The organism is Dongia sp. (assembly GCF_041910485.1).
In the GTDB taxonomy this organism is placed as follows: domain Bacteria; phylum Pseudomonadota; class Alphaproteobacteria; order Dongiales; family Dongiaceae; genus Dongia.
In genome coordinates this window covers 1-25,447 of the sequence record NZ_JAYRQR010000011.1, presented here as the reverse complement: position 1 = coordinate 25,447, position 25,447 = coordinate 1, and the positions used below count along the sequence as shown (strand labels likewise).

The following is a 25,447-nucleotide window of genomic DNA, read 5'->3' as shown; positions in this document are numbered from 1 at the left end:
GCTCCTTCAGGCGACGATGTGCGAACCGGCATCGATGAAGACGATGTTGCCGGTCATGTTTCTGGAGAGGTCGCTGGCGAGGAAAGCGGCCATTGCGCCGACGTCGCCGATACCAGCCAGATGATGGGTCGGTCCGCGCTTCTCTGCATCATTGAGCAAATCATTGAAGCCGGGAATGCCCGAAGCGGCCCGTGTGGCAATCGGTCCCGGTGAAAGGACATTGACCCGGATGCCGCGCGGCCCAAGCTCATTGGCGAGGTAAAGCGACGCGCATTCGAGAGCCGCCTTCACCGGGCCCATGACGCCATAATGCTCGACGACCTTTTCTGCGCCGTAATAGGAGACCGTCAACAGGGAGCCGCCATCCGCCATCAGCGGTTCGGCGAGGCGGGCCATGCGCAGGAAGGAATGGCAGGAAATATCCATCGCGCGCGCAAAACCGCCGGCGGAACTGTCGACCAGACGGCCGCCCAGATCCGGCTTTGGCGCGTAAGCAATGGAGTGAAGCAGGAAATCGAGCTTTCCATAGCGCTTCTCGACAGCGGCGAAGGCCGCTTCCAAGTTCCCGTCGACCTCAACATCGCAAGGCACGAACAGGTCCGACTGCAATCCTTCGGCCAATGGTGCGACGAAGGGCCGGGCCTTGTCGTTGAGATAGGTGATGGCAAGCGCCGCGCCCGCGGCGCGAAACGCCTTGGCGCACCCATAGGCGATACTGTGGTCGTTGGCGATACCGACAACGAGGCCGACTTTTCCTTCGAGAGAAATCATGCCGGATCAAGCCCCCAGAACATAGGTGCCCGGTGCGGCACAGAGCCCCGGTCGAACGGCGCGCGCCGGAATGTCGTCTTCGCTCGAATGTTCGCGCAGCCAGTCCACCCAGGCCGGCCACCAGGACCCTTCGTGAATGGCCGTCCGCTCGTACCAGCTGTCCGGGTCGACAAAGCGGTCCTCGGGACCGGCCACTTCGAGCCGGAAGTGACGATGCGCGTGCCCCGGCTCGCTGACGATACCGGCATTGTGGCCGCCCTTGGTGAGGACAAAGGTGACCTGCGCGCGGCTCAGCAGCTTGATCTTGTAGACCGAGCGCCACGGCGCGATATGGTCGGTCTCTGTGCCGACAGCAAAGACCGGCTGGCGGATGTCCGACAAGGCAACCGGCCGCCCGTCAACCAGGAAATGGCCCTGAGCCAATTCATTGTTGACGAAAAGCCGCCGGAGATATTCGGCATGCATGCGATGCGGCAACCGCGTGAGATCTGAGTTCCAGGAGGTTAAATCCGTTCCGCCGTCACGCTCGCCGAGGAAATATTGCCGGACCATGCGCGCCCAGATGAGGTCGCCGGGGCGCAACAATTGGAAGGCGCCGGCCATTTCGGCACCATCGAGATAGCCACGCTGCCACGTGATGTCGTCGAGGAAAGCAACCTGATCCTCGCTGGTGAACACCTTGATCTCGCCTGCCTCGGTAAAGTCCGTTTGCGCGGCGAAGAATGACAAGGTGGCCAAGCGTGGATCACCATCCCGCGCAAGCCGCGCCGCCTCGATGGCCAGAAGCGTCCCGCCCAGGCAATATCCGCAGGCATGCACGGCGCGACCCGGCACGATCTCGCCGATGGCATCGAGCGCTGCCGATATTCCCGAGACGCGATAGTCCTCCATCCCCCAATGGCGCTGGTCCGGCCCGGGATTGCGCCAGCTGATCATGAAGACCGTGTGGCCCTGCCCGACCAGGTAGCGAACGAGCGAGTTCTGGGGAGCTAGGTCAAGGATGTAATACTTCATGATCCAGGCCGGGATGAGCAGGATCGGCTCCGCGCATACTGTGTCGGTCGTCGGCGCGTACTGGATGAGTTCGATCATTTCGTTGCGGAAGACGACCCGGCCCGGCGTGACGGCCAAGTCCTTACCGGCCTTGAGGGCCGGTTTCGCAGGGGTGGCATTCTGCAAACCCCGAACATCTTCAAGCAGATTGGAAAGCCCGCGCATCAGATTGGCACCATTGCTGTCCACGGTGGCGCGCACGATTTCCGGGTTACTGAGCGGATAATTGGCCGGCGAACAGGCTTCGAGCAACTGTCGCATCATGAAGCTGACGACGCGCTCATGGCTCGACTTGACCCCAGCGATGCCGGAGCAAGCTTCCTGCCACCAATCTTCCCAACGAAGATAGGTATTCCGCAGCAGGCTGAACGGCGAGCTGTTCCAATCCAGAGCGGCAAAGCGGGCGTCCCGCCTGCGACCTTCGACCTCTTCGCCGAAGCTCAAACGGCCGGTGTCGGCGACGGTTTCCAAGGACGCTTCCCAGGCCTTGATGGCGAGATCCAGCCGCTTTCCGGGCGCATTGCCGAGATGCATCAGCCAATCGGCAAGTGCGAGGGAGATGATCGTCGGGCTGACCGATCCGGTGACGTGCCCTTCAAACGCATGAATCAGGCGATCCAAATCGCCCGCAACGCCGGTGTCTTGGCCGGTGTCTTGATGGCCGCTTGCTGCCTGTGCCGAAGCAGCTGGGGCCTGTTTTTCAGCCGCCGACGCGTTTACCGCAATTCCGCCATCATCCATCGCCTGCCTTCCGTCTTTTTCATTTGGTCAAGGACGAGAGATAGACGTGTTACGTTGCGGATTTATGGCTGTCGCCGCGTTGCAGCAAAAAAGATGATTGCTGGCACAGGTGTAATTAACACTTTGATGTATCTTCAATAATTGTGAATTCGACCAGGCCACTGGCTTGAATTGTCAATATCCGGTTCGCGCACAAACGGGCGGGCCATTGCCGCTATTGAGCTTTCCGGACAGCCCAGGCCGCCAACGCGAATTCATTACCGTTCGCATTGCCGTATGTCGCTGGATATTCGAAGGGGCTGTGTTCGAGGTAGCCCAGGTCTTTCGCGGCGACAAAATGGCGTAGCGCCTCATTCTTCGAGCCGTCGATCTTAGCAGCAAGGCCGAGGTAAAATTCAGCATCGGCGCGGCGCTGTTTGCTAAGGTTTAGGTCCGGTGTATCTGCCGCATCGAAGAGCGTTTGCGCATCGCCACCTTCGACCAGCCATTTCAGGATGGGTGTGGGCCAGATATCGTTTGCCTTCGCCAAACGTCGAATGTCGTCTGCGGGCCGCTGATGCGACGCCCGCGCCAACAAGGCCGACCAAATGGCGCCATATGGCTGGTCTGAATATGCGGCCCTATGGCGTTCGACAACATTCCGCGCCTCACGCATATCGCCATTCATCAGATATGCACCAGCCAAGAGAAGCTCGCTGCTGCGCCGAATTGGGGCATCTTTGGGAATCTGTGCAAGTTCCTGGATAGCTCCGGGGAGATCGCCAGACACAACCCTTGCCTGGGCCGACACCATCCGGCACAGGGACCAATTGCGATCCTCTGTATTTATTTGGCTGCAAGTCGATATAGCTGCTGCTGGCGTTTGTGCGGCAACATTTGCGACCGCAGATCGATAATGCAGCATTCCGTCTTCAGGACGCAGCTTGATTGCCGCTGCAAAGTCAGCAGCCGCCTGAGGATAGAACTGCAAGATCAACTCGGTTTCCCCACGCGCCTGAAAGGCGTCAATGTTCTTCGGATCGCGCTCTATTTCCCCGCCGTAGCTTTTGAGGGCATCATCCCAGCGCTTCAGTCGAACCAGGATGTCACCTCGCCGGCGCAACATATCCAGCCATTCGGGATCCAGTGTAATGGCCGCTTCGATATCGGCCAGAGCTGCGCGCAGATCGCCTTGTGTTGCAAGGAGTTCGCTACGATAGACGTATGCGCAGGCATGCGCAGGAGCAAGTTCAATCGCTTCGTTGAAGGCCGCGAGCGCATCGCTCTCGCGACTCTGCATGCTGAGAATCGTGCCTCGATAACAGAGCAGCTCAGGCGCTTGGGGATGGGTTGCGATCACCTGATCGACAATGGCCATCGCATTTTCGAAATCCAGAACGTATGGGGCCAAAGACGCCACATGCAAGGCAGCGCAGATATTGTCTTGGTCCCGCTCCATTGCCTGCCGATATAGGTTGAATGCCTCCTTGGTCTTGCCCTCTTCGGACAAGAGTCGGGCCTGTTTACACATCGCGTGGCTGGCCATTTTCGCTGTTTTGCCAACACCGGCAAGGACAGCGCGGGCCTTTTCACGCTCCCCCTCAGCCACCAGCAGGTCGGCACGGACGAGCAGGGAGCAATCGCCAAGCGGGCCAAATTTCTCAGCGTTCTCAAGTGTCGCCAGCCCATCCTTGTTGCGACCGAGTTTCAGCAAAGCCTTTGCGCGGATACAGTATGGCGATTGGTCCTCCGGCTTCAGGGCGATCGCTTTGTCCGCAAGTTCAAGAGCTTCGGTCAACCGCCCATGACTTTGCGCCATGCTCGCCAAGTTCACGTAGGGTGCATGGTTCTTGCCATCGATCTCGATCGAACCGGTGAAGTCGTGAATTGCTTCGCGATATCTTCCAAGCTGCCGGTAGGCCGTTCCCCGGTAGTTGAGCGCCCAGGATTGATGTTGCGGCGTGAGCACCTTTCGCTCCAGCAATGTCGTGCACGCGCGAAGACGTAGGCGCGGATTGTTGTCCATGTCCCGGCAAACCGGCCATTCCGGGCCGTAGCTTGCTTGTGCGGCTTCGCCCATGTCGGGCTCGGTTGGCGCAGTCGTTGCGGCGACCGGTGTTGGCGGCAAGGGATCGACCGACAAGTAGCCAGCTACCCCGCCAGCCGCCACAGCCAGAAGAAAGACACCCCCTATGCCCAAGCGGAGCCAGTTCATGGTCCAACCTCCCGCAGACGCGCAGCAGTCATCGACATCTCGAGGATATTGTTGTCGTTGATGAAGACCGGCGTCTCCCCTACCAGGGTCTGCGCCGTTCCGAACGTCATGCCTGCCTTTTCCGAAGCAGCAAGGTGCTCACGCACTAAGCCCGGCCCTCCTCGGGTCAATAGTGCCCATTCGGCGATGTAAAAGTGGGCTTGAGCGGCCCGGACTTCGCGCAATTCCTTGGGTGAATCACCTGCTTGGGCGAAGACAGTAGAAAGGTCCCCAAGGCCAGCGAAGTAGGCGAGAACGGCCGAAGGCCACTGGGCACCTAATTCTCTCGCTTTGGCCGATGCAGTCGAAGCGTCGGCGGTACCAGCCCGGAATTCAGCGAGGAATTGCCAAATAACGGCCCGGCTCGTGAGATTGTCCAATTGCAGCTGTGTCGCAAAATCTGCGGCTGCGGCCTTATAGTCGCCAAGCGCATAATGGGCGACACCGCGGAGGTCCCATATGCGCGCCTTGGCGAAGTCGCCGGTCAGGCCCAGTTCACCATCTTCCTTGGCGACCTCAAATTGTTGCGACGCGACGGCCGGGCCGATGCGCTGCAACCTGATGTCATTGCGGTTCGGCGCCAGTGCGAGTGCCTGTGTGAATGCCGCGACCGACTCATCGTTACGCATCAAAGTCGTCAATATTTGTCCGGCGGTCATCAGCGCGTCGACATTGTGCGGGTCGAGCTTGGTGGCCTTGGTCACATCGGCCAGTGCCTTCTCGTTCTGGCCTTGCTGAAAATAGGCTATCCCTCTTTGCAACAGTATTTCCGCACTCTCGTCACCCTGCCCGATCAGGCTGTCGATCGCTGCCAGTTGATTGTCGATCGTGCCCGGATCATGGCTGTTGAACGCGATATAGGACCGTTGAACGTCGGGATTCTCGGGCGCCAGCCGGCGTGCCTCTTCCAGGTCGGTCCGGACAATGGCCCGAAGATCAGACCGCCTGGGTTCGTGTTTCAACTGCCCAACGATCGTGTCGCTGCGGCGCGCCAAAGCGAGGGCCCGGTCTTCATCCGATAGCGCCCGGTCATGGCCGGCAAACCCGCATGCTTCAACGCGCATCCGGTCAGTGGCGTCCGCAGCCCAGCAAAGGGCCAGATAGTTGGATTTGGCCGCGCTGTGACGGGCATCGAAGACGGAGAAAATGCACAGAAGGAGGAAGGCGCCTGAAAGCCTGCAATAGCGAATTCGCGACAATTGGTGCATCTGACCGCCCGTACAGCCAAAGGTTGCTTAACCATAGTCGAATCATCGCATGGCGCAACTGCGCGCATTTGAGCCGATAACAATGTTTTTGTGAGGAAGACTGCCTAAGGCACTGGAAAGATGGGGCGAGTGACGGAACTTGAATCCGCAACCTCCGGAATCACAATCCGGCGCTCTAACCAATTGAGCTACACCCGCCACCAGGAGCCACAGGCCGGGAACGTGTCCCGTCTCGGCTTGCGGCCAGCGATGTAACCGAGGCCCGCAGCGCCGTCAAGGTAAATGGCCGCCTTGGCGTGGGTTCTCCCGCGCTCCGGGGGCTTCATTTCGCCTTCCGGTGCAGCTTTTGTGGCCAGGGCGGGAGGTCAGAATTAACGGCTGAATTATCGGAGAAATGCCCGCAGTTGCGGGCCAAAGACCCCTCTTGTCGCCTAAGTATAACAATCCGTCGCAGGGAGCCGCTCAGGGGACAGCAAGCAACCTAAACTGCCGCACCGTTCCGGACCGGGGCTGCCCCCGTGGCCGGTGAGACCTTATTGATCGGGGAAAGACCAATGCTTCAGCTAGCCAGCGGTATGAGCCGCCTTGGAACCGAATCCGCCTTCGAGGTGCTGGCGCGCGCCAACGCCCTGCGTGCCCAGGGCCGCAGCATCGTCGCCCTGTCGATCGGCCAGCCCGACTTCCAGACCCCGGCACATATCGTCGAAGCCGGTATCAAGGCGCTCCGCGACGGGCATCATGGCTATACCCCGGCCAACGGCATCCCCGAAGTGCGCCAGGCGGTGGCCGACGATCTCAACCGCCGTCACGGCATCAATACGGTCGACCCGAACAATGTGCTGATCGTGCCGGGCGGCAAGGTCACCATGTATTTCGCCATCATGATGTTCGGCGAACCGGGTGCCGAGATCATCTACCCGAACCCGGGTTTCCCGATCTATGAATCGACCATCAAATTTTCGGGCGCCACCCCGGTTCCGCTGCCGCTCCTCGAGGAGAACGGTTTCGGCTTCAAGGCCGAGGACGTGCTGTCGCGCATCACGCCGAAGACCCGTCTGATCATCGTCAATTCGCCGGCCAACCCGACCGGCGGCATCGTCGAAAAGGGCGAGATCGACAAGCTGGTGAAGGGTCTGGAGAAGCACCCGAACGTCGCCATCATGTCGGACGAGATCTATTCCGAGATGCTTTATGACGGCAAGGTTCACACCTCGTTCCTGAAGTACCCGGAAATTGCCGACCGTCTGATCATGCTGGACGGCTGGTCGAAGACCTATGCCATGACCGGCTGGCGCATGGGCTATTCGGTCTGGCCGAAGAGCCTGATCGAACATGCGACGCGTCTGTGCATCAACGTGCATTCCTGCGTCAACGCTTCGGCCCAGTGGGCGGGTCTTGCCGCCCTCACCGGCCCGAAGGACGACGTTGCCAAGATGATGGTGGCCTTCGACGAGCGCCGCCGTTTCACGGTGGCCGAGCTCAACAAGCTGCCCGGCGTCTCCTGCATCACCCCCTATGGCGCCTTCTACGCCTTCCCGAACATCAAGGGCACGGGCTTCAAGTCGAAAGCACTCGAAGTGGCGCTCCTCGATGAAGCCGGCGTTGCCAGCATTTCCGGCACCAGCTTCGGATCCTATGGCGAAGGCTACCTCCGGATCTCCTACGCCAACTCGATCGAGAACATCGGCGAGGCGATCAAGCGGATCGGCAGCTTCCTGGAGAAGCGCAAGGCCGCCTGAAGCACCTTTGCCGTCAATGAGCGGGCCCGCCAGGCATAAGCTTGGCGGGCCTTTTTCATGGCCAGGCCGGATCGCACGTCAGGCTGGTTGCGGGCCGTACCTATTTTCCCCGTTCGTGCCCGGCACGAAAAGGATCAGCAGGGCCAAGAGGAGTTGCAGCAGGCTGACGAGGCCGGAGAAGGTCGGCAGCACCAAACCAAGCACGCCGGCAAGAATACCCAGCGCGATGACACCGATGGCCCAATTGCCCGGCTTGTCGAAATCCTGCAGGCGCTTTGCCATCAAATTGTAAGATGGAATCAGCAGCAGCAGATAGGTCACCAGAATGCCGAACTGACCGAGGATCATTGTCAGGATGAAGGCCAAGACCACGGCTATGACGATGAGCCCGAGGCTGTAGAGAAAATACGGCATGCGCGCAATGCGCCCGGTATTCGTGAGATAGATCGACTTCAGATTGTCCATCGATTCCCCCTTTTCATAGAGTGCGAATCGTCCCCATCGCGCGACCGTGCACAAATAAGTGGCGGACGGCAATCCCATTTAAGGTGCCTTCTCGCCCCTGCCCGTTTCCGCATAGGATGGGGCATGCCTGTCGTTTCAACCTTCACCCAGCAGAACATGCCCGCCGCTGCCGACGCCGTCATCATCGGTGCCGGTATCCAAGGCTGTGCAGCCGCCTATTACATGGCCCGGCGCGGGGCCAAGGTTGTGGTGCTGGAAAAAGCACGCATCGCCGGCCAGCAATCCGGCCGGGCGTGGGGTTTCGTTCGCGCGATGGACAGGGATCCCGCCGAAACGCGCCTCATGATTGAAGGCATGAAATTGTGGCGGGGACTTGAGGCTGAGCTCGGCGCTGATATCGAATGGCGCCAGGACGGCAACCTGTTCCTGGCCCGCGATGAAGCTGAGTTGGCACAGTTTGAAATCGGCGCCGCCCGGGATCGCATTTTCGGCATCGATGCACGGGTGATTGCACCCAAAGAGGTATCGGCTTTGATGCCGGGCCTCACCAATCCCGGGCCCGGTGCGCTATGGGGACCGAGCGAGGGCCAGGCTGAACCACGCAAAGTATCGCCGGCTCTGGCGCGCAAGGCCAGTGAACTCGGCGCTCTTTTCTTCGAAGGCTGTGGTGCAATCGCCATCGAACGACAGGGTGGCGCGGTGGCGAGTGTCATTTCCGAGGCCGGGGCCATCCGGACACGCATCGTCATCCTTGCGGCCGGAGCGTCGTCCTTTCGCGTGATGCGGGGCCTTGGGCTTGATCTGCCGCAACAGATCGCGCGCTTCACCTGCTCGCGCACCAACACGCTGGCCCCGATCAGCCGCATCGCTTTCTTTGGCCACCATATCGGTTTTCGGCAGCGGCCCGACGGCAGCCTCAACCTCGCCGAGGAATTGCAGGTCGATGTCGATCTGACTCTCGACCGCTTTCGTGCGCTGCGCTGGTTTCTGCCGAGCCTCAGGGATAATTGGCGGGCCTCGACCTTTTGCCTCAATGCCAGCGCTTGGCGCGACCTGCAATGCCGGCTGCCTTGGCGCGAAGAAGCGCGGCTCCCCTGGATCCACGATCGCGACCCTGTCGTGCCTGCAAACTTCGCCCGCGTGCGGAATGCAGTCCATCGCTTTGAAGCGCTTTTCCCGTCGGCACGGGGCGTTCAGGCCGTGGAGAGCTGGGCCGGCAATGTCGACTTGATGCCCGACGGCATTCCTGTGCTGGGCCCAGTTGCCGCCCTGCCCGGCCTCATTCTCGCAACCGGCATGACGGGCCACGGTTTCGGCATGGGGCCGATCGTCGGGAAGCTGACCAGCGAAGTGGCGCTCGACGGAAAGCCGAGCCTCGATCTCTCCGCCTTTCGCTTTGAGCGCTACGCGGAGGGGCGCACAGGCAAATCCAGCACGCGCTATTGAGAGAGCATGGCCGAGACGGTGTCGGCCGCTTGCTCGCCGCTTGCCATTGCACCTTCGAACCAGCCGGCCCCGTCCGGCGCAATATCCGAGGTGGCGAAGGAAAGCCGCCCTGCCCGCGCCCATGTTCCGGATGAAAGATCGGCGCCATGCGCCGGGGTCGAGAGCCATGTTCCGCGCGCGAAAGGATCGCCGCACCAATCGTGCCAGTCCCAGCCGATCAATTCCGCCTGCGGGGCGATCGCAGCAAGGCCTGCGGCGACATCGGCCCGCCGATTGGGATGCCAGGATCCGTCATCGAGTCCGAAGGCGACTGCCAGGATCGTACCGTTGTCCGGTGCGTAGGGCGTGAAGAGCCATTGCAGCGGTCCGAGGCCGCCGGTTACCAGATGTCCCTGCGGCACTCCTTTCAGCCGTAGCCACAGCTTGACCGCCCGCCCATCATGGCCGCGCTGGGCGCTCTGCTGTTGCGAAGCGCTCAAGGCGCCGGCGAAGTCGATGTCGCCGAGGATGTTGAACGGCAGCGCCACGATCGCCGCCTTGGCAGCAAGATGGCGCCCGTCTCGCGCAATGACTTTGACGCCATCGGCACTCTGTTCGACGCGCGCCACGGGAAAGCTGAGCTGGAGCTTGGCGCCGGAAGCGGCGATCATCCGCTCGGCCAGCATCGAGACGCCCGGCTTGAGCGTATGGGTGAGCGCCCCCATCATCCCTTCGGGGGTTCCATCGATATAGCCGCAGGAGGCCAGGAACTCGCCCGCCGAGACCGTCTTCGGATCGCCCGCCCCCGAGATCGTCCACCAGGCCATGAGCTGTGCGAGCGTCGAGCGTGCCACCCGATGCCTGTCGACATATTCCTGCAGACTGACCGAGAGCAGCGGTGCGCCGGCCAAATCGCGATCGAAGCCCTGCTTCAGGCGCTTGGCATCGCTGACGATCGTCGCGATGACCCGGTCGTAGTCGACCCTGTCGGCAGATGCAACGGGGCCATCCGTACGCAGCGCGCTGCCGTCGTGCCAATGACGGCTCTGCACGGGGACGGTCGGCAGCAATTCGATCCGGTGCCGCGTGCAGGCAGCCTGCATCCGGGTGTGCCAGGGCGTGATCCACGAGCCGCCAAGCTCCAGCAAGGGTGCCTGTTCCGCAAAACCCCTGGTGTAACCACGCCCGCCGATGCGATCCCGGGCTTCGACGATCAGGCTTGAGTGGCCTTTGGCGGCGAGGCTCTCCGCGGCGCGCGCACCGGCGAGACCAGCCCCGATAATGATGATTTCCGTCTGCATGGCCGGGATCCTGCCCTGCTCGCGGTCGTTGCTCAAGCGTTCAATTAAGTCGCCTAAATTTTAGGCACGACAGGTCTATTTTTGGGCATTGCGGCTCCGGGTAGGCAGCGAAATTAAGATGAGTCAACAGGTTAGCTGCTGGCACGGCCCTTGCTGTAACGCGCGGGCAGCCACTTCGCGGCGGACAGCAACAACATTGGGGAATCCCATGAAGAAGATTGAAGCCATCATCAAGCCGTTCAAGCTCGATGAAGTGAAAGACGCCCTCCACGAGGTTGGCATCCAGGGTATTACCGTGACCGAAGCCAAGGGCTTCGGCCGTCAGAAAGGCCACACCGAACTCTATCGCGGTGCGGAGTACGTCGTCGACTTCCTCCCCAAGATGAAGATCGAAGTCGTGCTCGACGATGCCCTGGTCGAACGCGCCATCGAAGCCATTCGCCAGGCAGCCGCGACCGGCCGCATCGGCGACGGCAAGATCTTCGTTACCAACATCGAAGAAGTGGTCCGCATCCGCACTGGCGAACGCGGCCTCGACGCCATCTGATAGAAACCCAAAACATCACCTCGCAACGCAAGGAAACTCCCATGTCTGACGTCAAGAAAATTCTAGATCTGATCAAGGAGCACGACGTTAAGTACGTCGACTTCCGCTTCACCGATCCGCTTGGTCAGTGGCACCATCTCGCCCACCACATCTCGACGGTGAACGAAGATCTGCTGACCGAAGGCGTCATGTTCGACGGTTCGTCGATCGCCGGCTGGAAAGCCATCAACGAGAGCGACATGACGCTGGCGCCGGATCTCGGCACCGCCGTGCTCGACCCGTTCGCCGCGCAGACCTCGCTCATCATCTATTGCGACGTTCTTGAACCGCTCACGGGCCAGAACTATGGCCGCGATCCGCGTTCGATCGCCAAGCGCGCCGAAGCCTTTGTGAAGAGCTCGGGCGTGGGCGACACCATCTATGTCGGCCCGGAAGCTGAATTCTTCGTCTTCGACGATGTTCGCTACAAGGTGTCGATGAACAAGACCTCGGTCGAGTTCACCTCGGAAGAAGCGCCCTATGTCACCGACAAGCGTTTCGAGGAAGGCAATCACGGTCACCGTATGAAGGTGAAGGGCGGCTACTTCCCGGTGGCACCGCTTGACTCGGCCGGCGACCTCCGCGCCGAGATGCTGACCACCCTCGCCGCCATGGGCGTCGAAGTCGAAAAGCACCACCACGAAGTGGCACCGTCGCAGCACGAGCTCGGTGTGAAGTTCGGCACCCTGGTGCAGTGCGCCGACGCGATGCAGAAGTACAAGTATGTCGTGAAGAACGTCGCCCATGCCTATGGCAAGACCGCGACCTTCATGCCGAAGCCCGTCAAGGGCGACAACGGCTCGGGCATGCATGTGCACCAGTCGATCTGGAAGAACGGCCAGCCGCTCTTCGCCGGCAACGGCTATGCGGATCTGTCCGAGACCTGCCTCTACTACATCGGCGGCATCATCAAGCACGCGAAGGCCCTCAACGCCTTCACCAACCCGTCGACCAACAGCTACAAGCGCCTGATCCCCGGCTTCGAAGCGCCGGTGCTTCTCGCCTACTCGTCGCGCAACCGCTCAGCTTCCTGCCGTATCCCGTATACGGCGAGCCCGAAGGGCAAGCGCGTCGAAGTCCGCTTCCCGGATCCGACCGCGAACGTCTATCTCGCCTTCGCCGCGATGGTGATGGCCGGTCTCGACGGTATTGCGAACAAGATCCACCCGGGCGATCCGATGGACAAGAACCTCTATGATCTTCCGCCGGAAGAACTGAAGCAGGTTCCGACCGTTTGCGGTTCGCTCCGCGAAGCCCTCGAAGCTCTTGCGGCAGACAATTCGTTCCTGCTGAAGGGCGATGTCTTCACGAAGGACTTCATCGATGCGTACCTGGAACTGAAGTGGGAAGAGGTCTATGCCCTCGAGCATACGCCGCACCCGATCGAGTTCCAGATGTACTACTCCTCCTAATAGAATCCTTGCGGCAGTACCAACTGAGCGGCTGGGGCAACCCAGCCGCCTTTTTTTACGCCTGATTGCGGGGGATATTCCTATGTTGGCTTAAGGAACAATTCACTTAAATTGCTGACAATGGCACTCGGTCATTTGAGCCGGGGGAAGCCATGAACAGGCAGATTTCTCTTCGCACACGGTTGTTGATCGTCGGCTTGGCAGCAGTTCTCGCTTTGCTAGTCACTGCGGCCTTTGGGCTTTTCGGCATGCTCCGCAGCAACGATGGATTGGACATTTCCATCACCTCGACGAGTGCTGTCCTCAATCAGAAGCAGGCGGACATGATGCACGACGCTCTACGGGGCGATGTGCTCTTTGCTCTTGTGACGGGTCCCTACGGTTCCCCCGAAGACCAGGCAACCATCAAGTCCGACCTTGAAGAACATGTTGGCTCGTTCGAAGAGTCGATCAAGCGGCTGCAATCGCTCCCATTGGCGCCGGAAATTCGCAAGTCTGTGGATGATGTTGTTCCGCCGCTGCACGCCTACATCAAGTCGGCACAGGAGATCGTGCCGCTGGCCCTTGGCGACACGGTCGCAGGACGCGAGAAGTTCCCCCAGTTCATGGTTGCCTTCACAGACCTGGAAGGCCGAATGGAAACGCTCGGCGAGCAGATCGAAAAGATGGGCAATAGCGCCGGCGCCGAAGCCCAATCCACCAATCACGATCTCATCTTCATCATTGGAATTGTCGCTGCCGTTACGACCGTGGGGCTCATTATCGTCAATTGGCTGATAGCCGGCAGTATTACTCGGCCAATCCGCGGCATGATCCATTCGATGGAACGCTTGGCGGGCGGTGACCGGACAGTCGAAGTGCCGGGCCTTGAGCGGGGCGATGAGGTTGGGCATATGGCAAAAGCTGTCCAGGTCTTCAAGGAGAACGCCATTCGCGGTGACCAATTGGCTGAGCGGCAGGCGGACGATCAGCAACGGAGGGAAGAACGGACCCGGCAGATCGAGACCCTTTGCCAGGACTTCGATAGGCAGGTGACTCAGCGCCTGCAAACGGTCGTCACTGGCATTTCGGAAATGGAGACAACCGCGAGGTCAATGACTGAGGTCGCTGCGCAGACCGCAAGCGAAGCAAGCCATGTCAGCAGTACCGCCGAAAATGCGTCGGAGAATGTCAACTCGGTTGCTGCCGCCACGGAAGAGCTCGCAGCATCGATCGGCGAGATCGGTTCCCAGATGATGCGATCGAGGGAAATCGCAGGCCATGCCTCGAGCCAGGCCATGAACACCAACAATCAAGTCAAACTTCTGGCTGAAGCGGCACAGAAAATCGGCGCTGTTGTCCAGATGATCACTGAAATTGCCAGCCAGACCAACCTCCTCGCCCTCAATGCGACGATCGAGGCCGCACGCGCCGGCGAGGCCGGCAAGGGTTTTGCCGTGGTCGCATCCGAAGTGAAAAATCTTGCCAACCAGACCGGCAAAGCCACCGAAGATATTTCCCAGCAGATCAACAATATCCAAACCGAGACAGGCCAGGCGGTCGAGGCGATTGAAACCATTGCAAATACAATCGGTGAAATAAACCAGATCACCAGCAGCGTTGCCACCGCCGTGGAACAACAGAACTCGGCGACCAAGGAAATTGCCCGCAGCATTGAGCAGGCGGCAACCGGAACACGGGAGATGTCGGTAAGCATCCAAACGGTTACAAGTGCGGCCAACCAGACAGGCAGCGCCGCCAACCAGATGCTGGGGGCGAGCAACTCCCTGTCGGCTGCCACCCAGGCGCTGCGGTCGGAAGTTGAGCAATTTTTGTCGACAATTCGCACGCTCTAGTGGGATCATCCTATAGTTGCGCTTATAGGATATCTGCTCCCAAGGATTCCACGCATGACCATAAAACAGAAACTTCTCTGGTCGGGCGTTGTTGCCCTGCTCCTTGTTGTTGTTGCTAGCGCGGTAGGCATTGTCGGCATGCAACGAACTCGAAATGGCGCTGCGGCCGTCTCAGCAGTTGCCAGTGCATTGCGCAATCAATTGGAATCTGATCTGATGCGATCTGCGTTGAGTGGCGATGTGTTGTCGGCGCTGCGCGAAGGTCGGGCCGGTCACAAGGATATGCGGCCAAAGATTGAGGCTGCGGCTGCGGAACATCTGGGGCGCCTGAGCGCTCGCCTGCAAGCGTTATCATCTGCGCCGCTGCCCAACGAAATCGAGCAGGAGAACCAAAAGGCGATTGAATCGATGACAGCCTTTGGCGACAAGGCCAAGGCGCTTGTGACACAAAGCTTTACCGAGAATTACAAAGCCAACGACCAGTTGGTTCCGTTCTTGAAAGAGTCGGATGCTGTCGGCTCACAGATGAGTGATCTAACGCTTAAGCTTGATGCAGCAGCAGAGAGTACGGATGAAAAGGTCGACCGCGCCTTCGTTGGCCAGTTGTGGCTGGCCGGCGGTGTGTCTGCAGTTGCCGCTGTTATCCTCGGACTCTGCCTGCTGTTCACGGTGCGCTCGATCGTGCGGCCACTGGCCGAGATGCGCGACGCAATGGGGCGCTTGGCCAACGGCGAGACTGAGATTGCCATTCCCGCTCTTGGCCGACGGGACGAAGTCGGCGCCATGGCAAGTGCTCTTGACGTTTTTAAGGAGAATGCCATGAAGGCCCAGGCGCTCGATCGGCAGCAGGCCGATGATCGCGAGCGTCGCGAAAGGCGAGCCAGCGCAATTGACTCGCTGTGTCGCGAGTTTGACAGTTTGGTGACGCGTCGGCTGGAATCCGTGATCCGAGCCGTCGGTGACATGGAGCGGACAGCGAAGTCGATGACGGAGGTTGCCGCACAAACTGCAACAGAGGCAAATCACGTCAGTCATACTTCGGAAGCGGCGTCGGAAAGCGTCAATTCCGTCGCTTCGGCCACTGAGGAATTGGCTGCGTCGATCAGCGAAATCGGCTCGCAGATGCTGCGGTCCCGGCAAATCGCCGGTGATGCGGCGACCCAGGCCGTATCGACCAACAATCAGGTCCAGCACCTTGCCGATGCCGCGCAGAAGATTGGTGCTGTCGTCCAGATGATTACCGAAATCGCTAGCCAGACCAACCTCCTCGCTCTCAACGCAACGATCGAGGCAGCGCGCGCGGGCGAAGCCGGCAAGGGCTTTGCCGTGGTCGCATCTGAGGTGAAAAACCTTGCCAACCAGACCGGCAAGGCGACGGAGGACATCTCTCAGCAAATCGCCAGCATCCAGTCGGAGACCGATCAGGCAGTTCAAGCCATTCGTGGCATTGCCGGCACGATCGAGGAGATCAATCAGATCACATCGGGTGTTGCTGCGGCCGTAGAAGAACAAAGTGCCGCCACGAAGGAAATTGCGCGCAGTGTTGAGCAAGCCGCGAGCGGAACCCGTGACATGTCTTCAAGCATTGGTGCCGTTACCAACGCCGCCGGCCAGACGGGTGATGCAGCCGGTCGGATGCTGGCCTCAAGCAGCGCCCTCGCTGGCGAGGCACAGGCGCTTCGCGGAGAAGTGGAAGAGTTTCTGTCCAGAATCCGCGCTATTTGAGGCCCATCACGCGCTGCGATAGTTGGCGGCGACTTCGCAATAATGCTTTGCGGAATAGGCGAAGTACGCCATCTCCTTCTCTGTCAGCGGTCGCATGAGCTTGGCCGGAGATCCGGCCCACAACTCGCCTTTGCGAATGCGCTTGCCAGGTGTCACCAAGGCGCCGGCGGCGACCATCGCGCCGCTTTCGACATGCACCCCGTCCATGAGGCAGGCCTTCATGCCGATGAAGGCACCATCTTCGACGGTGCAGGCATGAAGAAGCGCCATGTGCCCCACCGTTACATCAGCACCTATGGTCGTCTTGGTGCCGGCAGCCCCTTCCCGCTCGTGATTGACGTGGATGACGGTTCCATCCTGGATGTTGGTGCGGGGACCGATCTTGATGGAATTTGAATCACCGCGCAGAACGCAGCCGAACCAGATCGACGCCTCCGCACCGATTTCGACAGCGCCGATCACGACAGCGGTCGAGGCGATAAAGGCATCCGCAGAAATCTGCGGCAGGACGCCCTTGAACGGCATAACGATACCGGACATGCTCAAACTCCCAGCATCAGACGGATGTTCTGCACCGCCGCACCGGATGCTCCTTTTCCAAGATTGTCGAGCCGAGCCACCAAAACGGCCTGGCGCTCTGCCTCATTGGCAAAAACGCGCAGTTCAAGTTTGTCGGTGTCGTTGAGTGCTTCCGGCTCCAGCTTTCCGTTGCTCTCGGCATCCAGCACGGACACGAGCGCCGAACCAGCGAAATGCGCAGCCAAGGCCGCCTTCAGATCGGCGGCCTTCGGCTTAGCCGGCAGCGTGTCGAGATGCAGCGGCACCGAAACCAGCATGCCTTGGCGGAAATGGCCGACGGAGGGAACGAAAATCGGCCGCCGAGTCAGTTTGCCGAATGCCATGAGTTCCGGGACGTGCTTGTGAGCGAGCCCCAGCCCATAGAGTTCGAAGGCCGGCCCCCCGTCCTTTTCATGAGCCTCGATCATCGATTTGCCGCCGCCGGAATAGCCGCTGACAGCATTGATGGTCACGGGATAGTCGGAAGGCACCAGCCCGGCATCGACCAGCGGGCGCAGCAAAGCAATGCCACCGGTCGGGTAACATCCGGGGTTGCTCACCTTCCGCGCAGCGGCAATGGCAGAAGCATGGCCCTTGGCCAATTCCGGAAAGCCATAGACCCAGCCCTGTGCGACCCGATGCGCCGTGCTGGCATCGAGAATCTTGGGCGCTTTCTCGCCGAGACTGTCGGCCAAAACCACGGATTCTTTGGCGGCATCATCCGGCAGGCAAAGGACCACCAAATCGACCTCGGCCATGATGGCGCGACGGGCATCCGGATCCTTGCGCTTGTCGCCGGTGAGGCTTTTGAGCTCGACACCCTGGACATGCATCAGGCGCTCGCGGATACCGAGGCCCGTGGTGCCGGCTTCGCCGTCAATGAAGATCTTGGCCGATTTCGCCATGTCGCCCTCTGTAAGTGCGGTCGGATTTTGCCCAAAGAAAAAGGGGTGCGCAATGCGCACCCCTTTTGCCAAACCTGGCTGGTAGACGCGCTTAGCGCTTCGAGAACTGGAAGCTGCGGCGAGCCTTGGCCCGGCCGTACTTCTTACGCTCGACGGTGCGGCTGTCGCGGGTCAGGAAGCCCTCGGCCTTCAAGGGCCCACGGAGGTCCGGCTCGAAATAGGTGAGCGCCTTGCTGATGCCGTGACGGACGGCACCGGCCTGGCCCGAGAGACCACCACCGACGACGGTGACGGTGACGTCGAACTGGCCAGCGCGGTTCACGATGCCGAACGGCTGGTTGATCATCATGCGGAGCACCGGACGGGCGAAATAGACCGTCACGTCGCGACCGTTGACCGAGATCTTGCCGGTACCCGGCTTAATCCAGACGCGGGCGATGGCGTCCTTACGCTTGCCGGTCGCATAAGCGCGACCCTGAGCATCGACCTTGCGCTCGTGCTTCGGCGCAGCGGCCGGAGCGGCAGCAGCGGCGACGCCACGGGTGGCGCTGCGGAGGTCCTTAAGATCTGTGATCTTCTGCGGTTCTTGCGCCATGATTACGCAATCCTCTTATTCTTCGGGTTCATCGCGGCGACGTCCAGCGTCACCGGCGACTGGCCTTCATGCGGGTGGGCCGAACCGGCATAGACGCGCAGGTTCTTCATCTGGGCGCGGCCGAGCGGCCCGCGCGGGACCATGCGTTCGACGGCCTTGATGATCAGGCGTTCGGGATGCTTGCCGCCGAGGATCTTGCCCCAGGCACGCTCCTTGATGCCGCCCGGATGACCGGTGTGGTAGTAGAAGACCTTGTCTTCCAGCTTGTTGCCGGTGACACGGACCTTGTCGGCATTGATGATGATGATGTTGTCACCGCAATCGACATGCGGCGTAAACGTGACTTTGTGCTTACCGCGGAGATGGTTGGCGACGATCGACGCCAAGCGGCCCAGGACGACGCCTTCGGCATCGATCAGGACCCACTTCTTCACCACCTCGGCCGGCTTGGCGGAAAAGGTCTTCATGACACTTCACTCAAGCGTAATTGCCGTCGAAGGGACCGCCCCTTCGCTCTCGCCGCGGGTGATAAAGGCTGCCGGGCCGGAAGTCAACCACCTATCACCGCAGCAGCAACCGTGCGTTCAATTAAATCAATAGGTTAATGTGCGGTATTATAATACCGTTAAATATATATATGGAGTTCTGGACTTTTCTACGCCGCCTGTCAATTATGCTGCAAATCAATCACTTAGGTTGGGATCGGTGCCTGTGGTGGACGTAGCGGCCCTCTCGGAAGAGGCGCTGAACAGCAATTTTATGCCCCGGATCGCGGTGCCGGATTATGAATCCTGGCTGGGCGAAGACCTCCGGCAATCCAGCCAGGTCCGGGCGGAACTGGCCCAATCGGGCGCACAGTTCGACCGCCGCTACGGTCAAGGTCCTCGCCAGCTGATCGACCTGATCCCAGCGCGTACCGACCGAGCGCCGATCCTGGTCTGGGTCCACGGGGGCTATTGGCGGGCCCTCTCGAAAGAGCATTACACCAACATCGCCCCACCCCTCATTGCCGCCGGCGCGGCCGTGGCCCTCGTCGGCTATGACCTCTGCCCGACCGTGACTCTCTCGGCACTGCTGGCACAGACGCGCGATGCCCTGCGTTGGGTGCGGGCCAATGCCGCGGAATTGAATGGCGATCGCGATCGCATCATCCTTGCCGGCAATTCGGCCGGTGCCCATATCTGTGCCATGGCCCTGCAACATGATTGGTCGGGGGAGGAGTTTGACGCTGGTAGCCTGCGCGCTGCCGCCCTCATTACCGGCATCTATGATCTCTCTCCAGTCCCCAGCCTTCCTGTCCAGGCTGAAGTGCGGTTGGGAGCAGAAGACGTCCAGTCCCTGTCGCCCCTCAAATTACCCATTCTCCACCAGGCCAAATGCTTGGTGGCCGTCGGTGCCGAAGAACCGCCGCTTTGGATCGATCAATCCAGCCGGTATCATGAAAAGCTGCGCCGTGCCGACGTCGAAAGCAACTTCATGCTGGTTCCTGGCAGGCATCATTTCTCCATCACCCGCGACTTGACCGACGCCCAATCGCCCCTCGCACACGCTGTTGCGGATCTGCTTCAGTCATGAGCGACGGCCAGCAAAAATCGGGGGCGGTCTATGACCGTATTGGTGTCGGTTACGACCGGACGCGCCGCGCCGATCCGAATCTCGCCGCCGAAATTGTCAACCTGCTTGGGGTCGATTTTCCGAGCCCTGTGTTGGATATTGGCTGTGGTACCGGGAATTACACGATCGCCGTCGCTGATCGGAACGTGGTCACAGTCGGCCTTGACCAATCGACATTGATGCTGAGGCGCGCGCGCGCCAAAGAACCGCGGATCGAATGGGTGGCTGGCAACGCTGAATACCTGCCCTTTCGCGACGGAACCTTTGCCGGTGCCTTCTGCACCATGACGTTGCACCACCTTCGCGATTTCGACGCAGTCTTTGCTGAGATCGCGCGCGTTATGCGACCGGGCACGCGCTTCGTCGCCTTCACCGCGCTGCCGGAACAGGCCGAACAATTCTGGCTCAACGCCTACTTCCCCCAGATGATGCGCCGCGCTGTGGCAAGAATGCCCGGACGCGCTCGGATTGAATCCTCCCTCCAGAAAGCTGGACTGCGACTGGCGCAATTGGTGCCGTTCAACGTCCCCGAACGTCCCGTCGATTTTGTGCTCTATTGCGGCAAGCATCGGCCGGAGCTCTATTTCGACGCGAAGGTGCGCGGCAACATCTTTGCCTTTACGGCAATCGATCTCGCCCAGGAGATCGGCGAAGGCTTGGCGCAACTCGACGCGGAACTGGCCAGCGGCAAGTTCGCCGACACCAAAGCCCAATTCAGCGACGCACAGGGCGATTATGTCCTGCTCGTCGCTGAGAAAGCCTAGAAAGCTTCGCCGAGCGGCATCAACCGCATGCCCTTGCGCAAATGCCTGTAGGGCAATGCGCGATTGTCGACAGGGTTATCGCCGGCCGCCGCCACAATGAGAATTTCCTCGGCAATCGGCTGGAAATCAGCCCGGAAATGCACCGAGCTCTTCAATGCCAGGATTTTAGCATCGCGGGGTTCGACACCAAGGTGCCGCAGCATCGCCTGATCGGCTGCCTGCTGCTTGCGACTGGTAACGACAATCTTGGTGCCGCCGATCCCCAGCAACGCCATCGGCCCCAACTGCATCTGATTGCCGCGATAGAATGGCCCGGTCGCCTTGAAATTGCCGTCACCCAATGCCAGCACCTCGAACCGGCCCCGGAATTTCTCGAGCCCGGACGATCCGCACCAGGCACCGATACCGCGTTCGAAACTGGCATGGAGGCCAGCTTCGTGGGCGATCTTGGCCGTCTCCGGATCGTAGAGGTTGGCGAAGACCGCGCCCGCTGCCTTCAGCGAGACGAGCGCTTCCAGAAGATCGACGGAATCTGAATTGCCACCGGCACCGGGATTATCCTGGGTATCGGCAAGGATGATCGGTCGATTGGTCGAAGCGCTTTTGTTCATGGCGTAACGGACGGCTTCGTCCTTTTGCCAGATCTTGCCGGCGAATTCCGCTTCGGCCGCATTCACCATGCCGATCAACCGGTCGGCCTCGGCATTCGCCCTGGCGGCATCTTCTGCATAGACGACTACGGCCGGACCGCATTCCGCGATGTCCGCCGGCGGGAAGCCGAATGCAAACGAGGCACTCGCCGCCCTCCCCTGCCCTTCGGCCTCCTCAACGACCCGGTAGAGTGCCGCCGCAGGATTGATCAGCGTGCACTGCCAAGGCAGCGGCACCAGATAGTCGGCGCGGCGCATCGCCTTTGCGAGCGGCCCGTGGCGGAGAAGCCGGGTCATGAGATCGGCCGCTCGCCCACCCGTTTCCGCCAGATCGACATGCGGATAAGTCCGGCAGACGACCAGAGCCGACGCATGGCGCACCATTCTTTCCGTCAGATTGGCGTGGAGGTCGAGGCTGACGACGATGGGCAGAGCCGGCCCGACGATCGCGCGAATACGCTCCAGAATCTCGCCTTCGCCATCCTCGAAATGTTCCGTGACCATCGCCCCGTGGAGATCCAGATAAAGGCCATCAAGCTTGCCTTGCTTTTTGATGAGGTCGATCAGCTCGCCGGTTATGCGCTCGAAGGCACCACGTTCCACATGCGCGGACGGAGATGCGGAGCACCAGAGGAGTGGCCTAAGCTCATGCCCCGCGGCCTTGGCTGCGTCGATAAAGCCCGGCAAGGGAAGATTGATTCCCTTGAAGGTCTCGAAAATGGCTTCCCCCCGTGTGAGCCCCGGCCAGCCATCGGCCATTTCGAAATCCTCAAAGCTGGCACGCACGGGTGCGAAGGTATTTGTCTCGTGCTGAAAGCCGCCGATTGCAATTCTGGCCATTTCTAAAGGTCTCGCTGAAGGCTCTGGATTTCCCTGCAAACCAAGAGCATTTTGGGAAGATAATCAATACTTGGCGTAGCTTAGCCTTTGTGAAATTCTCGCCCGCCACGGGGACAGGGATATCGACTCGCTATGGCGCAAGCACCGATTTTTATGATCGAAGACGTCGATACCGCAACCCAGCATGCGGCCACGGCGATCGCAGAAATGGCGATGCGCGAGATATCGCCGACGCCAGGCAATTTTTGCGTTTGGTACAACTACCTCTCCGGGACCGTCCCAGAGCTGCGGCGCGACCTCGACGCCCTGCTGCTCAGCGGCAAAACCGTTTCGTCCAGCAACATCCAGGAACTCTTCGACAAATATTTCCGCGAACCAGGGGCCGAAGAGCGCCTGCAACAGACCGGCGACGAATTGCAGAACACCTTGGCTGACGTTATCCGGCAGGTCACTCAAGCCGGCCTCGATGCCAATGAATTCGGTCAGACCTTGAGCAAGGCGAGTGGCTCTCTGGGCAGTGGCCGTATCGATCCGAACTCGATGAAAGACCTGGTCGGCGAACTGATCAACGCGACCAAACTGATCGGTCAGCGCAATCAGGCGCTCGAGTTGCAGCTCAAGCAAAGCTCCTCAAAGATCACCGCCCTTCAATCCAGGCTCGACCAAGCCCGCCGGGATGCATTGACCGACGCCCTCACCGGTATCGGCAACCGCAAGAGCTTCGATCTCGCCATTCAATTCCGGTCGCAGCAAGTCAACGAACAGAAAGGCGATCTTTGCCTGCTGATCATCGATATCGATCATTTCAAGAAGTTCAATGACACCTATGGCCACCGCGTCGGCGACCAGGTTTTGAAGCTGGTCGGAGCCCGGCTCAAGCAGATGGTTGGCAGCAATGACAGCGCCGCCCGCTATGGCGGCGAAGAGTTCGCCATGCTGATGCCGCAGACTGCGCTGGACCGTGCTGTCGACCGAGCCGACAAATTCAGGACCGGGCTTGCGGCGCATGCGTTGAAGAACCGGACAACCGGTCAAGTCTACGGTGCCGTGACCGTTTCAATCGGCGTTGCGCAGTTTCGACGCGGGGAAGCCTTGGAAGAGTTCATTACGCGGGCCGACCAAGCCCTCTATCGAGCCAAGAAAGACGGCCGAAACCGGGTCGCCACCGAAGCGCTATAGCTCGATCAGCCGGTTGCCGATCACATTCTCTCTGGGGCCCGCAGCCGGGAAATGCTCGGAAACGATTTCTGTCAAACGAGCGATCGCGTCCAGATAACCCTTCTCGATGGCGCCCGCGCGCACATCCTTGGCAAACCCGTCGACAATCTCTTGCCATTTCCCGGGCGGGACCTTCTCGCTCAGGGCCCGGTCGGCGATGATTTCGACATGGTGTTCGGCGGCCGACACGAAGAATAGCACAGCATTTCTCTCCGCCGTCGACGCCAGACCTTGTTCCAGAAAGACAGCCCGCGCCCACCGCTGCGCGGCACTCTTCTTAAGATGTGTCGGCGTCAGATAATCACCCAGCGGGGTCAGCTCGAACGCCGCAAGGGCAAGCAGGAAGATCGCAAATTCACCGAGCAGAATGTCCCGCGCCAGAACCCAGGGAATCGTCAGCCAAGCGACAATGCCGCCAAGAAAGGCGATAAGCGTTGCAAGTGCAAAGCCGGTAGCTCGATATTCACTGGCCCGTTTGCCAATGACAGCGACAAACTCAGCCCGGGACTTGGCCTCGGCAGCTGCGATCGCTGCTTCGATCTTGATACGCATTTCCTCAGTGACCATTACGCCGCCCCTACCAACGACCACTGGCGCCACCGCCACCAAAGGACCCGCCGCCACCCGAAAAGCCGCCACTGCTGCTTCCCGAACTGAAGGAACCGGAACTCCCGCCCGAGCTTTTGGCGATGTACCAGACATAGCGGTTACGCTTCTTGTCCCACCGGCGACGCAGACTCATCAGGATGCCAACTGTTACGGCAACAGCAAAAAAGCCGATAGGCACCAGGGTATCGGCGAGCGGCGAAACGCTGTTGGATTCGGTGAAATGTTGAGGAGGCGTGTATGTGCCGCCCAGTACGGCCAAGATCGCATCGACCCCGGCTGTGACACCACCCTCCATATCGCCTTGCCGGAAATGCGGTATGACATCGGACTGGATGATATCATTTGCCGTGGCGTCCGGGAGGGTTCCTTCCAAACCGTAACCGACTTCGATGCGCAGCTCGCGGTCGTTCGGTGCGATAAGGAAGACGATACCGTTGTTTTTGTCTTTCTGCCCGATGCCCCATTCACGGCCCAGGCGCAATCCCCATTCCTCGATCGGGCGGTCCTGGAGGCTTTTCAGCGTCACCACGACAATCTGATCACTGCTCGCTTTCTCATGCGCTTCAAGCTTGGCCGAAATATCGGCTTCGGTGCCCGCCGAAAGAATGCCCGCCTCATCGACGACGCGCCCCGTCAGTGTCGGTAGTGGTGGCGCTTCGGCGTGGGCTTGCGCCACACTGAAGATGGCGGCGACAATGAATACAGTCCAGACCGTCTGCGCGATGCGACCGACCACCGACTGTTTCGTCATCAGTTGCCCGTCGTGTTGCCGCTCGTGCCGAAATCAACTGTCGGCACTTCCTGCTTCGCTGGATCGACCTGCAGCTGCTGCATCGGTTCACGGTCTGCGTAGAGGAGGCTCTTCCACACGACGCCTGGGAACGTCTTCAGCTCGGTATTGTAGTGACGGACGGTCTCGATATAGTCCCGGCGCGCTACGGCGATACGGTTCTCAGTTCCCTCCAATTGCGCTTGCAGGGTTTTGAACCCCTCTGTCGCTTTGAGGTTCGGATATTGCTCCGCCACGACCATCAAGCGCGAGAGAGCGGATGTGAGTGCACCCTGATTTGCTTCAAACGCACGCATCGCCTCGGGATTCGTCAGCAGGTCGCTGGGCAATTGCATGGTCCCGACTTTGGCGCGCGCCTCGACCACGGCCTCAAGTGTCGACTTCTCGAAATCAGCCGAACCCTTGACGGT

The 25,447-nt window shown here is 60.2% G+C and carries 23 protein-coding genes and 1 tRNA gene; 9 read left to right on the top strand and 15 right to left on the bottom strand.

The window, feature by feature from the left end; all coding sequences use genetic code 11:
- Nucleotides 1-6 precede the first annotated feature (6 nt).
- The 5 genes from fabI to ACE3PP_RS02670 form a co-directional block, all read right to left on the bottom strand.
- A complete protein-coding gene (gene fabI, locus ACE3PP_RS02690; protein WP_374377675.1) occupies nt 7-771 on the bottom strand; it encodes an enoyl-ACP reductase FabI in 765 nt (254 codons plus the stop codon).
- Nucleotides 772-777: 6 nt separating this feature from the next.
- Nucleotides 778-2,565 (bottom strand): PHA/PHB synthase family protein, encoded by a 1,788-nt coding sequence (locus ACE3PP_RS02685; protein WP_374377673.1) that lies wholly within the window; start codon nt 2,563-2,565, stop codon nt 778-780.
- Nucleotides 2,566-2,779: 214 nt separating this feature from the next.
- On the bottom strand, nt 2,780-4,759 hold the full coding sequence (locus ACE3PP_RS02680) for a tetratricopeptide repeat protein (RefSeq protein ID WP_374377670.1): 1,980 nt from the start codon (nt 4,757-4,759) through the stop codon (nt 2,780-2,782).
- Nucleotides 4,756-6,006 (bottom strand): tetratricopeptide repeat protein, encoded by a 1,251-nt coding sequence (locus ACE3PP_RS02675; RefSeq protein ID WP_374377668.1) that lies wholly within the window; start codon nt 6,004-6,006, stop codon nt 4,756-4,758. Before ACE3PP_RS02675 ends, ACE3PP_RS02680 begins: the two co-directional genes overlap by 4 nt.
- A 121-nt stretch (nt 6,007-6,127) precedes the next feature.
- Nucleotides 6,128-6,204 (bottom strand) — tRNA-His (locus ACE3PP_RS02670).
- A 356-nt stretch (nt 6,205-6,560) separates the two neighbouring features.
- Between ACE3PP_RS02670 and ACE3PP_RS02665 the strand changes: the two genes are divergently transcribed.
- Entirely contained in the window at nt 6,561-7,745 is a 1,185-nt protein-coding gene (locus ACE3PP_RS02665; RefSeq protein ID WP_374377666.1) for a pyridoxal phosphate-dependent aminotransferase, read from the top strand.
- A gap of 78 nt (nt 7,746-7,823) precedes the next feature.
- Here the strand turns inward: ACE3PP_RS02665 and ACE3PP_RS02660 are convergent, their stop codons facing one another.
- Nucleotides 7,824-8,210, bottom strand: a complete 387-nt coding sequence (locus ACE3PP_RS02660) for a DUF805 domain-containing protein (RefSeq protein ID WP_374377664.1) — start codon at nt 8,208-8,210, stop codon at nt 7,824-7,826.
- Nucleotides 8,211-8,333: 123 nt separating this feature from the next.
- Between ACE3PP_RS02660 and ACE3PP_RS02655 the strand changes: the two genes are divergently transcribed.
- Nucleotides 8,334-9,656 carry an NAD(P)/FAD-dependent oxidoreductase gene (locus tag ACE3PP_RS02655; RefSeq protein ID WP_374377662.1) on the top strand — a complete coding sequence of 441 codons (1,323 nt, stop codon included), beginning with the start codon at nt 8,334-8,336 and terminating at the stop codon, nt 9,654-9,656.
- Here the strand turns inward: ACE3PP_RS02655 and ACE3PP_RS02650 are convergent.
- Nucleotides 9,650-10,936 carry a flavin monoamine oxidase family protein gene (locus ACE3PP_RS02650; RefSeq protein WP_374377660.1) on the bottom strand — a complete coding sequence of 429 codons (1,287 nt, stop codon included), beginning with the start codon at nt 10,934-10,936 and terminating at the stop codon, nt 9,650-9,652. The genes ACE3PP_RS02655 and ACE3PP_RS02650 overlap by 7 nt on opposite strands.
- 208 nt (nt 10,937-11,144) lie before the next feature.
- Here ACE3PP_RS02650 and ACE3PP_RS02645 point away from each other — a divergent pair, with 208 nt between their 5' ends.
- The 4 genes from ACE3PP_RS02645 (at nt 11,145) to ACE3PP_RS02630 (ending at nt 16,494) form a co-directional block, all read left to right on the top strand.
- On the top strand, nt 11,145-11,483 hold the full coding sequence (locus tag ACE3PP_RS02645) for a P-II family nitrogen regulator (RefSeq protein ID WP_133613898.1): 339 nt from the start codon (nt 11,145-11,147) through the stop codon (nt 11,481-11,483).
- 41 nt (nt 11,484-11,524) lie between these two features.
- Nucleotides 11,525-12,934, top strand: a complete 1,410-nt coding sequence (gene glnA / locus ACE3PP_RS02640; protein ID WP_374377658.1) for a type I glutamate--ammonia ligase — start codon at nt 11,525-11,527, stop codon at nt 12,932-12,934.
- Between the two features lie 152 nt (nt 12,935-13,086).
- Complete coding sequence (locus ACE3PP_RS02635) at nt 13,087-14,769, top strand: methyl-accepting chemotaxis protein (protein ID WP_374377656.1); 1,683 nt, start codon at nt 13,087-13,089, stop codon at nt 14,767-14,769.
- A gap of 54 nt (nt 14,770-14,823) precedes the next feature.
- Nucleotides 14,824-16,494, top strand: coding sequence for a methyl-accepting chemotaxis protein (locus ACE3PP_RS02630; protein ID WP_374377654.1), 1,671 nt, complete (start codon nt 14,824-14,826; stop codon nt 16,492-16,494).
- Between the two features lie 6 nt (nt 16,495-16,500).
- Here ACE3PP_RS02630 and ACE3PP_RS02625 read toward each other — a convergent pair whose 3' ends face one another.
- The 4 genes from ACE3PP_RS02625 to rplM all read right to left on the bottom strand — a co-directional run bounded on the left by ACE3PP_RS02625 (nt 16,501) and on the right by rplM (nt 19,019).
- On the bottom strand, nt 16,501-17,034 hold the full coding sequence (locus ACE3PP_RS02625) for a gamma carbonic anhydrase family protein (protein ID WP_374377652.1): 534 nt from the start codon (nt 17,032-17,034) through the stop codon (nt 16,501-16,503).
- A gap of 2 nt (nt 17,035-17,036) precedes the next feature.
- A complete protein-coding gene (gene argC, locus ACE3PP_RS02620; protein WP_374377651.1) occupies nt 17,037-17,957 on the bottom strand; it encodes an N-acetyl-gamma-glutamyl-phosphate reductase in 921 nt (306 codons plus the stop codon).
- Nucleotides 17,958-18,048: 91 nt separating this feature from the next.
- Nucleotides 18,049-18,552 (bottom strand): 30S ribosomal protein S9, encoded by a 504-nt coding sequence (gene rpsI, locus ACE3PP_RS02615; protein ID WP_374377649.1) that lies wholly within the window; start codon nt 18,550-18,552, stop codon nt 18,049-18,051.
- A gap of 2 nt (nt 18,553-18,554) precedes the next feature.
- On the bottom strand, nt 18,555-19,019 hold the full coding sequence (gene rplM, locus ACE3PP_RS02610) for a 50S ribosomal protein L13 (RefSeq protein ID WP_374377647.1): 465 nt from the start codon (nt 19,017-19,019) through the stop codon (nt 18,555-18,557).
- Between the two features lie 247 nt (nt 19,020-19,266).
- Between rplM and ACE3PP_RS02605 the strand changes: the two genes are divergently transcribed.
- On the top strand, nt 19,267-20,127 hold the full coding sequence (locus tag ACE3PP_RS02605) for an alpha/beta hydrolase (RefSeq protein WP_374377645.1): 861 nt from the start codon (nt 19,267-19,269) through the stop codon (nt 20,125-20,127).
- Nucleotides 20,124-20,930 carry a class I SAM-dependent methyltransferase gene (locus ACE3PP_RS02600; RefSeq protein ID WP_374377643.1) on the top strand — a complete coding sequence of 269 codons (807 nt, stop codon included), beginning with the start codon at nt 20,124-20,126 and terminating at the stop codon, nt 20,928-20,930. The genes ACE3PP_RS02605 and ACE3PP_RS02600 overlap by 4 nt, the downstream gene beginning before the upstream one ends.
- Here ACE3PP_RS02600 and ACE3PP_RS02595 read toward each other — a convergent pair.
- Nucleotides 20,927-22,420, bottom strand: a complete 1,494-nt coding sequence (locus ACE3PP_RS02595; RefSeq protein ID WP_374377641.1) for a M81 family metallopeptidase — start codon at nt 22,418-22,420, stop codon at nt 20,927-20,929. The genes ACE3PP_RS02600 and ACE3PP_RS02595 overlap by 4 nt on opposite strands.
- A 132-nt stretch (nt 22,421-22,552) precedes the next feature.
- Here ACE3PP_RS02595 and ACE3PP_RS02590 point away from each other — a divergent pair, with 132 nt between their 5' ends.
- Nucleotides 22,553-23,599, top strand: a complete 1,047-nt coding sequence (locus ACE3PP_RS02590) for a GGDEF domain-containing protein (RefSeq protein ID WP_374377639.1) — start codon at nt 22,553-22,555, stop codon at nt 23,597-23,599.
- Here the strand turns inward: ACE3PP_RS02590 and ACE3PP_RS02585 are convergent.
- The 3 genes from ACE3PP_RS02585 to ACE3PP_RS02575 all read right to left on the bottom strand — a co-directional run.
- Nucleotides 23,594-24,190: a TPM domain-containing protein gene (locus tag ACE3PP_RS02585; protein WP_374377637.1), complete on the bottom strand. Its 597-nt coding sequence runs from the start codon at nt 24,188-24,190 to the stop codon at nt 23,594-23,596. The genes ACE3PP_RS02590 and ACE3PP_RS02585 overlap by 6 nt on opposite strands.
- Before the next feature lie 25 nt (nt 24,191-24,215).
- Nucleotides 24,216-24,998, bottom strand: a complete 783-nt coding sequence (locus ACE3PP_RS02580; RefSeq protein ID WP_374377635.1) for a YgcG family protein — start codon at nt 24,996-24,998, stop codon at nt 24,216-24,218.
- The coding region (locus tag ACE3PP_RS02575; RefSeq protein WP_374377633.1) for a LemA family protein at nt 24,998-25,447 on the bottom strand (450 nt) is incomplete at its 5' end. The genes ACE3PP_RS02575 and ACE3PP_RS02580, both read right to left, overlap by 1 nt.